Here is a 12588-nt window from a genome sequence, read left to right on the forward strand (position 1 = left end):
GTGACGATCGACCGCAACCGGACGCGGGAAACTCCGTATTTTTCGGGAGCCGTCTGCACGCGACGCCGCACTGGATACCGAAACGGGAGACAATGCAGCCCGTTTCTGATCGGTTTCCCAAGATTTCCGCAGTGCGGCAGGTGCCTGATTCGGACAGCGCTACCGACGGTTGGCCGAATCACCGGCTGCTCGCTTTCCCCGGGCTGCCGCATCGACCGCCTCCCACGCCTCCCGCAGCTCCAGCAAACTTTGAGTGATCCGCTGGAAATTCTCGCGCATGTGAGGTCGACCGTAGGCCCGCAGCGCGGCCACGATCAGGGCGTTGTAGGTTCCGAACAGCTGGTCGGCGACCGGCCCGCCGCGCGTTGGATCAAGGTGAAGGCTCAATCCGCGCAGGATGGCGGTCGCCCGGGTCACATGGATGTGCCCCTCCTCGAAGCGGCGGGCCTCCTGCGCCTGCAGCGACTTCTGCAAGCTCAGCATCGCTCCGTTGAGCAGCATGATGACGGCCCGGAGCGGCGGAACGGCCACCGCAGCACCGCGATAGGCCTGACTTGCGAATTGCGCCATCGAATTTTGGGTCATCAGTTACTCGAACTCGCGTTGAGAAGGGCTTTTAGATAAGTGAGCGTGTTGTTGGCGCTCTCGATGGCGGCCTGATATTTGGCGTATTGCGCCGTGAGCTGAGTCTGGAACGTGGCGGCCGAGCTCTTGATGTCATCGACCTTGGCCTGCATCGTCTCGTCCTGCGAGGTCAGATTGTCGATCAGCGTCTGCAGCGATCCCGTGCTGGACGATGCGGTCTTGGCGATCTGGTAGATCTGGGTTGCAAGCCCCTGTGTGGAGGTCACGGTGACCGATTGCGACGTCGAGCCGGTGTAGGTGAAGGCCATCCCGGCATAGATCGTCCCGGAATTGCCCACGATCGTGTTGCCGCTGACCGTGAACAGCGAGCTGTCGCCGCCGACCGACGCGGTCGTGAGCGTCCCCGACGAGTCCACGGTCAGATCCAGGGTGAACGACTGCGGCGACGATCCGGTATTGACTACGCTGAGCTGGCTCGACGAGGTCGTGGTCTGCGCCGACAACAACGTCGTCACGCCGCTCAGATTGGTGCTGAGGATCGTCGACAGCGTGCCCGTATCGAGCTCGAGCTCGTTCTTCTCGTTGAACGACAGGCCCAGGTCCGCCATCGTCAGCCCGCCGACCGAGGTTCCGAGCACGGCCTGGAGCGAATTCATGATGTCGCGCATGGTGCCGTCGCCGAACAGGACGGAGCTCGAGGACGCCGTCCCGTCGGAATTGGTGGTCTGCTGCGCGATGACGGCATCGCGGAATGCGTTGTAGTCGGTGACGAATGTCTGCAATGCCGACGAGATCTGGCTCGTGTCCGTCCCGATGGTGACGGTCAGCGTCGTTCCGGACGGAGTCGCCTGCAGCAGATCGAAGGTGACGCCGCTGAGAACGTCGGTGATGTCGTTGGTGTTGCGCGTCAGGCTGATCCCATCGAGCGTGAATTCCGCCTCCTGCGCCGTCTGCAGCACGGTCGTGAAGGCACCCGAGCTGTCGGTCACGCCAAGCTTGTTGAGCACGTCGTCGCCGGACGAGCTGGCATAGGTGATGTCAGCGGAATCCTGGGTTCCCGTCAGCACCAGCTGATACGACCCGCTCGATACCTGGACGATCGACGCCTCGACATTGGTCGTAGAGGTCTGGGCATTGATCGCGTCGACGACATCCCGCAGCGACATGCCGCTGGTGATGGTGATGTCGGCCGTGCTGCCGCCGGATAGGCCGAGCGAGAACGTGCCGGAATAGCCGAGTGCCGCGGTCTGGCTCGACTGCGTCGTGCCCGTCACCTTGTGTGCGGTGGCGATCTGGCCGATCGTCAGCGTGTGGCTGCCGGTCGCAGCACCGTTGCTCACCGACATCGACAGAGCCGATGAGGCGCTGACGTCGCCGGTCGCGCTGATGGTGGCGGCCCGCGTGGCGAAGGCGTTCGTCGCAAGCGAGTTCACCATCGACGTCGCCAGTGACGACAATCCCGAGGACAGCGTCTTCAGCGCGGTCTGCAGCGTCTGGTAGGCCGTGATCTTGGCCTCATTGGCCGTGATCTTGGTCGAGATCTGGGTCGCCTGGGTGAGCTTGGCATTGACCGCGGATTCGATCAGCGCAGTCCAGTCGATCGTGCTCGTCGTGCTCGTTCCCGACGTCGTGAGCGAGCTGCTCGAACTCGTCGATGATGAGGAAGAAGACGACGTCGTGCCGCTCGTGCTCGAGGTTGCGCTGCTCACCGTCATCTATCGTCGTCCTCCGAGGGAAGGGCCGGACCGGCGTGGCGCCGGCCCGGCAGATCACAACTCAGCCCAGCAGCTTCAGGAGGTACTGCGGGATCTGGTTGGCGGCGGCTTCCGCCGACACCGCGGCCTGGGTCTTCACCTGCGCCGACGACAGTTTCGCCTGCTCCGACGCGATGTCGACGTCCTTGATCGCGGAGTTGGCCGATTGCAGGTTCTGCGTCTGCGTGGAGATCGAGTCCGCCGAGAAGTTGAAACGCGATTCCTGCGCGCCGATGTCGGCGCGGGCCTTCGACACGGTGTCGATCGCGGTGTCGAGAGCGGTCAAGGCTGCGGTCGCGCCGGTCTGGGTGCTGACGTCGAGCGACGAGACGCCGAGCGTGCTCGCGGTGAGATCCGACAGCGTGATGTTGATGGTGTCGGACGCGGACGAGCCGACCAGGACCGAGACGCCCGACGAGAAGGTGCTGGTCCCGTCGAGCAGGCTCTGGCCGCTATAGCGCGTTCCGGTCGCGATCGACGAAATTTCGCTGATCAGCTGCGAGAATTCCGACTGGATGTAAGTGCGGCTGGTTCCGACCGTGGTGCCCGATGCGGACTCTGAGGCCAGCGACTTCATGCGCGCCAGGATGTCGCTGATGTTGGACGCGCCGCCATCCGCGGTCTGCAGGATCGACGTCGCCTGCGCTGCGTTGGTCGCGGCCTGCTGCAGCGTGGTGATGTCCGAAGAGATGCGCGTCGAAATGGCGAGACCGGCCGCGTCGTCCGAGGCTGACGTGATGCGCGAACCGCTCGACAGCTTGGCGAGCGAGCTCGTCTCCTGGTTGGAGTTGATGTTCAGGTAACGGACGGCGGAGTTGGCGGCGATGTTGGTGGAAATTGCGGGCACGGTGAGGACTCCTGAGTGATCGGCAAAGCACGCCGCATCGTGGAAGGACTGACGGTGCGGATCGGCCCCGTCTGACCGATCAAACGGAAGCGCCTGCGGGATTCAGGCGGGATTTCTCCTGCGCCGAGAATTTTATGGTTAGCAATCCGTGAAGGCGCCGCGAATGTCGCGCTCGTGACGCCGCAGCATGTCGCGCAGTTGCTGGCGTCCCCGCTTCAACAGGGACTCCACGGCGGCCACTGTCGTGTCCATCACCTCGGCGATCTCGCCGTTGCTCATGTTCTCGTGATACGACAGGATCACGGCGATCCGTTGCTGCTCCGGAAGCCGCTGCATCGCCCCCTCCAGGAGGACGCTGAGCTCCGCACGCTCGATGACGCTCACTGCATCCGGCTTGCCGTCCGCAACCTCTGGTACCACGTCGACATTCTCGGTCCGCGGCTTGCGGCGGATGTCGATGCAGCGATTGCTGACGACGCGATAGAGCCAGGTCGAGAATTTGGCGCGACCGTGCTGCCACCGCCCCCGGTGAGTCCAGACCTTCAACATCGTGTCCTGCACGACGTCCTCGGCATCGGCGGCATTGCCGACGATGCGCAACGCAATCGCATAGGCGCGATCGATGTGGCGCTCGACGAGAAGACGAAATGCGAGCTCCTCTCCGGTGGCGAGCCGGTCGAGCAGGTCCTTGTCCTCGTCGAAGACCGCGGTCTCGCCTGGCGGCGCGGAGTCGGGAACGGTGCTGGCCGACTCGCTCGACGGCAGCGCCGCGACGTCCGGGGACCCCGGCTCTTTCGAAGATATGCCATCGGCCGGGGCCCAGACGTCCAGCGCGTAGCTCATTTCCGAATCTCCAACCCGCAATGCCGAATGCGGCATTCGCAGACGGCTTCCGATCGTTGAACGCGGCGGCCGAAAGAAGCAGGCGAAGATTTTTTGTGATTTTTCAGGTAGTTAGATGGAATGTTTTGCCTAGGGACAGGCAAATTCTGCCGCACGCGGATCGAGCGCCCGACGATCGTTGAGAAAGAGAGGCCGATGTTCGGCATGGCGGGGGATTCATTCCAGAAGACGAATTCAGCAGAAAACGCGAGCTGCAACGCTTACTAACAGCATCCGTGGATGCATACCGCGCACACAAAGTCCGCGGTTGAGCAAGGTTCGGAATTGTTGCGAAACGATCATCTCGCCCGGCAATTTTTTCCGAATCACCTCGACGAAATTATCGCATTTTTCGACTCTGTCAGTTGCCGCGGACGCGATTTTTGAATCGCGTGACGATTTTTGCGACATTGCGCGCCTGATCCATCGCCTTCGTACGTTGTAGTTGCTGATAGCACGATAGATGAAGCGATCGACGCGCTGCGTCGCGCGCCGTCGACGCGCGCGCGTAGATGGCCATCATGTCTATAGCGTCAACGAATGTTGCTGAATGTTTCGATCTGCATCGAGGCTCCAGAGCGTCACCGCACGCGATATATCCGGTGTGAGACTCGTGATCCGCACTGCGACTTCGTTTGCGAGACCAATCGTCCGCTTCGGCCTTGATAAGGCGCATCAAACCGGAGTGATTGCGAATACTTCTGCTCGCGCAGCCACGGTGTTTGTCATCTGTTGCGGCCTCGAGCAGCGCGCCCGGCAACATTGCGAAACGAAGTTCGCGTTTTCCGTGTCGAAAGCCCGGTCTTACTCGCATTATCGCAAGACACCGACGCAAGCGCATGCGCGATCGACGCGCCTGATTGGCCGACGTGGTCCGTTCTATTGTGCGGGAGGGCCCGGCATGACGCGACAAGATCTGAAGACCAACGACCACGACCCGGTGCAAAGCCTGCGCGCTCACGGCGTCAGGCTCGGTCAGCGGCAAGGTCATCGTCTGCAATGGCTGTCGCGAACATTCGGGCCGGTGGTTCACTGCGATGACCTTCCACCGCCTGGCCGCGGCCGCACTATCGTCCTGATCGACCCGCCAACGGGCGCCGGGGCGGAGCTGCTGTACGGCGCGCTGACCTCGCATGACGCCGTGGTGATCCCCTTCGGCGAAAACCCCGCGTTCGATTTCCTGAAATCCAAGTTGACCGAGTTCGGCACCGTCGGCACCTCAGCCGACGGCCCGCACGAATTATGGTGGGGCGGCCGCGACTGGCCTGCGCCGGACGCAGCACCGGCAACTGCGATGCGTGTCGTGTCCTGCCATCCAACGACGGTCGGCGACTTGCACGTCTATCATCTCAGACGCTCGTTGCAGCGGCTCGGGCTCCCATTCGACATCGAGGCGATCGATCGCCGTCCCGGCGAACGCCTGAGCGCTGCGGACAAGGCCGACTTCATCGCGCGGATGTGGCAGCGGAATCGCGAACCGCTGTTGTACGTCGAGGCCGACGTGATGTTCCAAGCACCTCCGGACCTTCCTCATCTGGCAGGCTGCGACTTTGCCGTCCATAAGTGGAACGGCTGGGAGATGTCGCCGCGCACCCTCTATTTCGGCCGGTCCAAGGCGGCCGGGACAATGCTGACGACCTGGCGTGAGATCGCCTCTTCATATCCCGATATCTGGGACGGCTATCAGATCGATCAGGCCTGGAGTACGGTGAGCTCCCAGATCGCGCTCGACACGGTCTGGCTTCCCCGCAGCTACCATGCCGTCGCAGGGGAAGCCGGAGTCCGCAGCGCGACGATCGTCCACAATCTGAAGCCGACAAAGGCTGATCTTGGTCCCGACCCGGACTTTGCCGAGGTGGCGCGGCCGCCCCGGCGAGCCGGGCGCGTCGGCGCGTTGGAGTCGCTGCTCGTGGTGCGCTCGAAAGTAAAATCCGGCAGAGGTGTCACGGTCATCCTGCGCGACGTCGGAAGCAGCAGCGCACGCGCCGCCGCTGACAGCATCGAGAAGCTGACCAGCGCCTTCGTCGCTGATTGCGGCGGCTTTGGCCGCCTCGAGCTCTCACTGTGCTCGTGGCAGCTGGAGGTTCGCATCGCGCGGGAGGCCGCTTTGCTGGCCGACAACATGGTGCTCGAGATCATCCCCGGTCAGGAGCTGCCGGCCAATTTGTTCGCCGCGACGGCCACCTCGGGAGCTGCGCACCGGCCCGCCACCTTCAACGCCCATCGCCGCTGACGCCAACCGGGACAAATCATGTTCGACACCATCATTCTTCTCACCGGCAGCCGCGACCAGCAACTTGCGCTGTCGGAGCTGCTACGGGCGCACAACCCTGCCCTCGCATTCCGTTTCGCGGTCAGCCTGCAGGACATCGAAGCCATCGAACGCGATGTGCTCGGCAGATCCCGCCTGCTTGCCTTCACGACCGGCGTCATCGTGCCTGCCGACACCCTTCAGGCGCTCGGCCACGGCGCCTACAATTTTCATCCGGCCCCGCCGGATTATCCGGGCTGGGCGCCGGCTCATTTCGCGATGTACGACGGTGCGACGCGCTTCGGCGCAACGGCCCATGTGATGGAGACCCGTGTCGACTGCGGCCCGATCGTCGGTGTCGAGACGTTCGACATCCCGCGCGGCGTGGATGTCCGTGGTTTGGAACAGATGACGTTCGTGCGGCTCGCCTATTTGTTCTGGCGCATGTCGCGCGACCTCGCCTGCGACGCCGGCCCGCTGCCGGCGCTCGGCGTCGGTTGGAGCGGAGCGAAGAGCACCAGACAGATGTACGCCGCCAAGTGCGACATGTCCGCCGACATCGATCCGGCCGAAATGGCGCGCCGCATCCGCGCCTTTCACGACGACTTCCGCGGCATTCCACTGACCATCAACCTGCACGGCACACGGTTTCAGCTCATGAGCGCCGCGGGCGCTGTTGGCGAGCCAAGGACGGTTGACGCACCGGCGTTGGCGCTCGCATCGTGACCTAGCGCTTGAGCGGCTTGATCACTGTCTGGTCGAGCCGCGTTTCCCAGCCGTGACGTTCCAGTTCGGGATCGTCATGTTCCTCCTGCGGCCAGCCGACGCAGAGATACGCAATCAGGCTCCAGTCGGACGGCAACGCGAGTTCGCGACAGACAGCCGCTGGATCCAGGATCGACACCCAGCCGACGCCGAGACCTTCGGCGCGCGCCACCAGCCAGAACGTCTGGATCGCCGCCACCACCGAGTAGCGGAGCGTTTCCGGCATCGTGGCGCGGCCGAGCCGATGACCGGTGGCAGCGCCCTCGTCGGCGCAGACGGCGAGATGGACCGGCGCCTGCGTCAAGCCTTCCAGTTTGAGGCTTGCATAAAGCGCGCGGCGCTCACCATCATAGCCGGCGAGCGCGGCCTGGTTCGCGTGCTGGAAGTTCTCGATGACCGTCGCGCGGCGTTCAGGGCTCTCGACGAGCACGAACCGCCAGGGCTGGCAGAAGCCGACGGATGGCGCATGGGACGCGAGCGCGAGCAACTGTTCGATCAGCTCTGGGGAGACCGGATCCGAGCGGAAACGGCGGACGTCGCGACGCCAGCGCACCAGCTCGGCAAAGCGCTGCCGGAATGTCGCGTCGAACTGCGGAGAGCTTCGGCCTGGCTCGCTCATGCGCCCTCCCCGCTCAGGACGTGCAGGAACGATCCGGTCACCGACCCGCGCCGGGCGCCGCGCTCGGCGACGACGCCGCCCGACGCATCGCGGCACGCGATCAGCGGATCGTCTGCCTCGCTCAGGATGGTTGCATAGTGGAATTCGTGACCGTGAACGACGGCGCCCCTTCGGCCGAGGCTGCAATCGGCCAATAGGGTCGCTTGACGGTAGCCGAGATGCAAGCGGCGTCGTGCGAACGAGGTTTCCAGCGACAGCAGCCCCGCCATCGCATGCCGGACACCGTGGGCATCTTCGAGTCCCGCCCCCAGCGTCATGTAGCCACCGCACTCGCCGTGGATCGGCACGCCGCGCAAGGCCATCGCGCGCAACGCAGCGAGGAACGACCGCGCCGAGGCCAACCGTCCCGCATGCAATTCGGGATAGCCGCCTGGCAGCCAGACCGCGTCGGCTGCGGGATCGGGAGCCTCGTCGTTCAACGGCGAAAACGGAATGGCCTCCGCGCCCTGAGCGCGCCAGTGCCGCAGGAGATGCGGATAACTGAACGAGAAGGCCGCATCTGCTGCGAGCGCAATGCGCTGTCCGGGCGGTTTGATGCCAAGGCCAGATGTCTGCGCAGCGAGATCGGTAGAGCGGATCGGATTCGCGAGACCCAGCAGCGCCTCGAGATCGACGGCTCCGGAGACGCTTGCCGCGAGACGCTCGAGATGGGCTTCGAGGGCCGTGATCTCCTGGGCCTGGACCAGTCCGAGATGACGTTCGGGAAATGTCAATTGCGCCTCCCGCGCCAGCGCGCCGAGCAGCCTGATTCCGATGGTCGCGAACGCCGGCTCGATGAGCGCCCTATGCCGCTCGCTCGCGACCCGATTGAGGATCACGCCGGCCACGTGAACATCGTCGCGAAAACGCGCGCAGCCGAGCGCGACGGCAGCGGCCGTCTCGGTCTGCCCACTCACATCGAGAACGAGCACGACCGGCCAGCCGGTCAGGGCTGCGAGATCCGCGGCCGAGCCGCTGCCCGCGCGTCCGGGATGCGATGCGCCATCGAACAGGCCCATGACGCCCTCGACGATGGCGATATCGGCGTCGGCGGCAACGTCGCGGACAAGCCCCAGCAGTTGCGGCGCCGACATCGCCCAGCTGTCGAGATTGTAGCTCGTCCGTCTTGCCGCAGCCGTGTGAAAGGCGAGATCGATATAGTCGGGGCCACATTTGAAGGGTTGCACGCGCGTGCCGCGCCGGCTGAGGGCACGCAGCAGTCCGAGCGTCACCGTCGTCTTGCCGGCGCCCGAACGCGGCGCGGCGATGATGATCCCGCTGGGTGTCACCATGGTCATGGCCGCAACGCCGCCGAGGCATGGCAAAATGTGCTATGCGAACGGACATGATGGAAACCGCGGATCCGCCGAACCGACCGCTGAAGCGTGGCTGGACGACCGGCAGCTGCGCCACGGCGGCGGCGCGCGCCGCCTACGAGCTGCTGATCACGGGCAACTGTCCTGCCATGGTCGAGATCGCCCTGCCGGGCGGACGTCGTGTCGGCTTTGCGGTCGCGATGCACGAGGCCGACGGCGCGAAGGCAACCGCCGGCGTCATCAAGGACGCCGGCGACGATCCTGACGTCACGCACGGTGCGCTGGTCAAAGCGACTTTGCGGCGCGGTGCAGACAATTCCGGCGTGACGTTCCGCGCCGGCCCCGGCGTCGGCACAGTGACGCGACCAGGATTGCCGCTGCCGCCGGGAGAACCTGCGATCAATCCGGTGCCGCGCGAGATGATCGCGGCGGCGATCAATGAGGCCGCTGCAGCGCTCGGCGCGGCGCGCGACGTCATCATCGAGATCTCCATTCCCGGCGGCGAGGAGCTCGCCCGGAAGACGCTGAACCCGCGCCTCGGCATCGTCGGCGGCCTGTCGATCCTCGGCACCACGGGAATCGTCGTGCCGTTCAGCTGTGCCGCCTGGATCCACTCCATTTATCGCGGCATCGACGTCGCGCGCGCCGCCGGCCTGCCGCACATCGCCGGCGCGACGGGAAGCACGTCGGAGAAGGCCGTGCAGCAGCTCCACGGCCTGCCGGAGACGGCGCTGATCGACATGGGCGATTTCGCCGGCGGCATGCTGAAATATCTGCGCCGGCATCCGGTGGCCCGCATCACCGTGGCCGGCGGCTTCGCCAAGATGACCAAGCTCGGCCAGGGCCTGCTCGACCTGCATTCGCGCGCCGGCGAAGTCGATCTCGGCTGGCTCGCGAACACGTTGCATGACGCCGGCGCGCCGGACGCGTTGGTCACGACCGCACGCACCGCCAACACCGCGTTGCAGGTGCTTCAAGAGGCCGAGCGGCTCGGATTTCCGGCCGGCGAGGTCGTCGCGCACGCCGCCTGGCAGACGGCGCGGCGTGCCCTGGGCGACAACGACGTTGCGCTCGATGTCGCCGTGTTCGACCGCGATGGCCGGCTGGTCGGACAGAGTTACGGGCCGGCTCATTCGCCCCTCCCGCGGAAGCGTCGCTGATAATCGGCATCATACAGCGCGCTATTGCGAAAATCCTCAGCTGCGAGCGCGCGGCCCACCAGGATCAGCGCGGTCCGCTCCACGGCGGAAGTCGTGATCTGCCCGACGATCGTCGCCAGCGTGCCGGTCAGGATCAACTGATCCGGCCAGCTCGCGCGATAGACGATCGCCACCGGACAGTCGTCGCCGTAGTGCGGCCGCAGCTCCTCGACGACTTTATCGAGAACGTGGATCGAGAGATGGATGGCGAGCGTGGCGCGCGACTGCGCGAACAGCGAGAGCTGTTCCGTCTCGGGCATGGCCGAAGCGCGGCCGGAGGTACGCGTGAGCACCACCGATTGTGCGAGTCCCGGCAAGGTCAGCTCGCGACCGAGCGCGGCCGCTGCCGCTGCGAACGACGGCACGCCGGGTGTGATCGTGTAGGGTATCCTCAACGCGTCGAGGCGCCGCAGCTGTTCGCCGAGCGCGCTCCAGATCGAGAGATCGCCGGAATGAAGCCGCGCCACATCTTCGCCCGCGAGCGTGGCACGCTCGATCTCGGCCACGATCTCGTCGAGCGACATCGGTGCCGTATCGACGATACGCGCACCGGGCGGACAATGATCGAGCAGCGCCTGAGGAACCAGCGAGCCCGCATAGAGACACACCGGGCAGCGCGCGATCAGGTCGCGACCACGCAAGGTGATCAGGTCGGCGGCACCGGGACCGGCGCCGATGAAGTGCACCGTCATGGCGCAGGCTCCGCATCGGTGACAGCCTCGCCCTCCGCCAGCGCGCAGGTCGCCGCGGCGTTTGCGACGCGCGCGAGGATCAGCCGGGCATTCGCGCCGGCGGCAGCCAGCGCGGCCGTCTCGGCCACCGAAGGTACACCCTTCAAGCGCCTGACGCGATCGCTTCGCGTGATCGCGCGGTCGGCGACAGCCGTCATCGCTGCAGAGGCAATTCCGAGCAGCGGACGGCCAAGCCGCTGCGCGGCGCAGATCACGCCAGGCTCGCTGACCTTGTCGGCCGCAGTGGCGAGCACCGCCACGTCCGCGGGTGCGAGGCGCGCAAGCGAGAGCGCATGTGCAATCACCGCCTCGATGTCTGCGACGCTGGCGGCACGGCGGCAGCCAATCCCGAGCGCGATCATGGCTTCGTCACCCGCCACTGCGTGATCGGCATGGCCTGCCGCCAGCCATGCATGCGACCGACCGGTTCGATCCGCGAAACGGCGATGCGGATCAGTTCACCGCCATGCTGGCCGAACAACGCGCTCAGCCGCGTCTCGCCTTCGAGCGACACCACGTTGGCGACGAGGCGGCCGCCGGGTTTCAGCCGCGACCAGACGGCTTCGAACACCCCCGCTTCCGAAATGCCGCCGCCGATGAAGACCGCATCCGGCGACTCAAGATCCGCCAACACCGCCGGCGCGCGCCCCATCACCAGCTTCAGCTCGGGAGCGCCGAGCGCCAGCGCGTTGCGCATCGCCCGGTCGGCCCGGTCCTGCCGCGCCTCGATCCCGAACGCGCGCAACGAGCCGTGACGCAGCAGCCACTCGATTGCCACCGAGCCCGACCCCAGCCCGACGTCCCACAGCAGTTCGCCCGGACGTGGCGCCAGGGCCGACAACGTCACGGCGCGGACCTCGCGCTTGGTCAACTGGCCGTCATGCTCGAATAGGTCATCGGCAAGACCGGCCGTCAGCGGGATCATGGGCGCATCAACCTCTGCGTCAACCTCGATCGCGATCGTGGTCAACGGATGGATATCGGAAAGATCGAACGCGTCAGCCAGCGCGCTTCGCACCCGTTCGTGCGCGCCGCCGATCGCTTCCAGCACCGTCAGGCGCGAGCGTCCCATGCGGCGTGAGGTCAGCAGCGCGGCGAGCCTTGGGGCGGTGGATCCATCCCAAGCCAGCGCCAGAATGCGCGCCCCCGGCGCAAGATGGCGGATGATCCCTTCGAGCGCGCGGCCGTGCAACGTCACCTGCGCCACGTCCTGCAGCGGCCAGCCGAGCCGCGCCGCCGCGAGGCTGAAGGCCGAGGGCTGCGGGACGCATTGCATCTCGGCGGACGCGAAACGCTGCATGAGCTGCTTGCCGACGCCGTAGTTGAAAGGATCCCCGCTTGCGAGAACGACGACGGGCTCTCCCCGTCGCGCCGCGATCTGATCGAACGCGAGCTTCAGCGGGCTGGGCCACGCCAGCCGTTCCCCCACAATCAACGGCGCCGCAAGCTCGAGATGGCGCGCGCCACCGACCACGAGCGCGGCCTGCGCGATGAGACGTCGTGCAGGCATCGAGAGGCCGTCAACGCCGTCCTCGCCAATCCCGACGATGGACAGCCAGCGCTGCGCGTTGCAAGTTGCGGCCGAGTTCACCATGGACCC

General features: G+C 65.7%; 12 protein-coding genes. 3 read left to right on the forward strand and 9 right to left on the reverse strand.

Annotation, left to right across the window (positions count from 1 at the left end):
- Positions 1–159 precede the first annotated feature (159 nt).
- The 4 genes from QX124_RS30375 to QX124_RS30390 form a co-directional block, all read right to left on the reverse strand.
- On the reverse strand, positions 160–585 hold the full coding sequence (locus QX124_RS30375) for a flagellar export chaperone FliS (RefSeq protein ID WP_315739748.1): 426 nt from the start codon (positions 583–585) through the stop codon (positions 160–162).
- Positions 585–2300, reverse strand: coding sequence for a flagellar filament capping protein FliD (gene fliD / locus QX124_RS30380; RefSeq protein ID WP_315799152.1), 1716 nt, complete (start codon positions 2298–2300; stop codon positions 585–587). The genes QX124_RS30375 and fliD overlap by 1 nt, the downstream gene beginning before the upstream one ends.
- 61 nt (positions 2301–2361) lie before the next feature.
- Positions 2362–3186 carry a flagellin gene (locus QX124_RS30385; RefSeq protein WP_315739750.1) on the reverse strand — a complete coding sequence of 275 codons (825 nt, stop codon included), beginning with the start codon at positions 3184–3186 and terminating at the stop codon, positions 2362–2364.
- 138 nt (positions 3187–3324) lie between these two features.
- A complete protein-coding gene (locus QX124_RS30390) occupies positions 3325–4029 on the reverse strand; it encodes an RNA polymerase sigma factor (RefSeq protein WP_315786228.1) in 705 nt (234 codons plus the stop codon).
- 940 nt (positions 4030–4969) lie between these two features.
- Between QX124_RS30390 and QX124_RS30395 the strand changes: the two genes are divergently transcribed.
- A complete protein-coding gene (locus QX124_RS30395) occupies positions 4970–6301 on the forward strand; it encodes a hypothetical protein (protein WP_315799176.1) in 1332 nt (443 codons plus the stop codon).
- 18 nt (positions 6302–6319) lie between these two features.
- Complete coding sequence (locus QX124_RS30400) at positions 6320–7045, forward strand: formyltransferase family protein (protein WP_315799153.1); 726 nt, start codon at positions 6320–6322, stop codon at positions 7043–7045.
- Position 7046: 1 nt separating this feature from the next.
- Here QX124_RS30400 and bluB read toward each other — a convergent pair whose 3' ends face one another.
- Positions 7047–7703: a 5,6-dimethylbenzimidazole synthase gene (bluB, locus tag QX124_RS30405; RefSeq protein ID WP_315799154.1), complete on the reverse strand. Its 657-nt coding sequence runs from the start codon at positions 7701–7703 to the stop codon at positions 7047–7049.
- Positions 7700–9040, reverse strand: a complete 1341-nt coding sequence (locus QX124_RS30410) for a cobyrinate a,c-diamide synthase (protein WP_315799155.1) — start codon at positions 9038–9040, stop codon at positions 7700–7702. The genes bluB and QX124_RS30410 overlap by 4 nt, the downstream gene beginning before the upstream one ends.
- A 47-nt stretch (positions 9041–9087) precedes the next feature.
- On the opposite strand from QX124_RS30410, the gene QX124_RS30415 reads away from it, so the two are divergent.
- Positions 9088–10218 (forward strand): cobalt-precorrin-5B (C(1))-methyltransferase, encoded by a 1131-nt coding sequence (locus QX124_RS30415; RefSeq protein WP_315799156.1) that lies wholly within the window; start codon positions 9088–9090, stop codon positions 10216–10218.
- On the opposite strand, the gene cobM is transcribed toward QX124_RS30415, so the two are convergent.
- The 3 genes from cobM to cbiE are packed head-to-tail and all read right to left on the reverse strand — an operon-like array spanning position 10188 to position 12582.
- Positions 10188–10949 (reverse strand): precorrin-4 C(11)-methyltransferase, encoded by a 762-nt coding sequence (cobM, locus tag QX124_RS30420; protein WP_315777618.1) that lies wholly within the window; start codon positions 10947–10949, stop codon positions 10188–10190. The two genes, QX124_RS30415 and cobM, sit on opposite strands and share 31 nt — an antisense overlap.
- Positions 10946–11350: a cobalamin biosynthesis protein gene (locus QX124_RS30425; protein WP_315739759.1), complete on the reverse strand. Its 405-nt coding sequence runs from the start codon at positions 11348–11350 to the stop codon at positions 10946–10948. Before QX124_RS30425 ends, cobM begins: the two co-directional genes overlap by 4 nt.
- On the reverse strand, positions 11347–12582 hold the full coding sequence (gene cbiE, locus QX124_RS30430) for a precorrin-6y C5,15-methyltransferase (decarboxylating) subunit CbiE (RefSeq protein ID WP_315799157.1): 1236 nt from the start codon (positions 12580–12582) through the stop codon (positions 11347–11349). Before cbiE ends, QX124_RS30425 begins: the two co-directional genes overlap by 4 nt.
- Positions 12583–12588: the final 6 nt, after the last annotated feature.

The organism is Bradyrhizobium sp. SZCCHNRI3043 (assembly GCF_032377735.1).
GTDB lineage: Bacteria > Pseudomonadota > Alphaproteobacteria > Rhizobiales > Xanthobacteraceae > Bradyrhizobium.

Excerpts from the sequence above, each read along its gene's own strand:
- QX124_RS30375 (WP_315739748.1), bottom strand. The coding sequence starts at position 585 with ATGACCCAAAATTCGATGGCGCAATTCGCAAGTCAGGCCTATCGCGGT.
- fliD (WP_315799152.1), bottom strand. The coding sequence starts at position 2,300 with ATGACGGTGAGCAGCGCAACCTCGAGCACGAGCGGCACGACGTCGTCT.
- QX124_RS30390 (WP_315786228.1), bottom strand. The coding sequence starts at position 4,029 with ATGAGCTACGCGCTGGACGTCTGGGCCCCGGCCGATGGCATATCTTCG.
- QX124_RS30395 (WP_315799176.1), top strand. The coding sequence starts at position 4,970 with ATGACGCGACAAGATCTGAAGACCAACGACCACGACCCGGTGCAAAGC.
- QX124_RS30400 (WP_315799153.1), top strand. The coding sequence starts at position 6,320 with ATGTTCGACACCATCATTCTTCTCACCGGCAGCCGCGACCAGCAACTT.
- bluB (WP_315799154.1), bottom strand. The coding sequence starts at position 7,703 with ATGAGCGAGCCAGGCCGAAGCTCTCCGCAGTTCGACGCGACATTCCGG.
- QX124_RS30410 (WP_315799155.1), bottom strand. The coding sequence starts at position 9,040 with ATGACCATGGTGACACCCAGCGGGATCATCATCGCCGCGCCGCGTTCG.
- QX124_RS30415 (WP_315799156.1), top strand. The coding sequence starts at position 9,088 with ATGATGGAAACCGCGGATCCGCCGAACCGACCGCTGAAGCGTGGCTGG.
- cobM (WP_315777618.1), bottom strand. The coding sequence starts at position 10,949 with ATGACGGTGCACTTCATCGGCGCCGGTCCCGGTGCCGCCGACCTGATC.
- QX124_RS30425 (WP_315739759.1), bottom strand. The coding sequence starts at position 11,350 with ATGATCGCGCTCGGGATTGGCTGCCGCCGTGCCGCCAGCGTCGCAGAC.
- cbiE (WP_315799157.1), bottom strand. The coding sequence starts at position 12,582 with ATGGTGAACTCGGCCGCAACTTGCAACGCGCAGCGCTGGCTGTCCATC.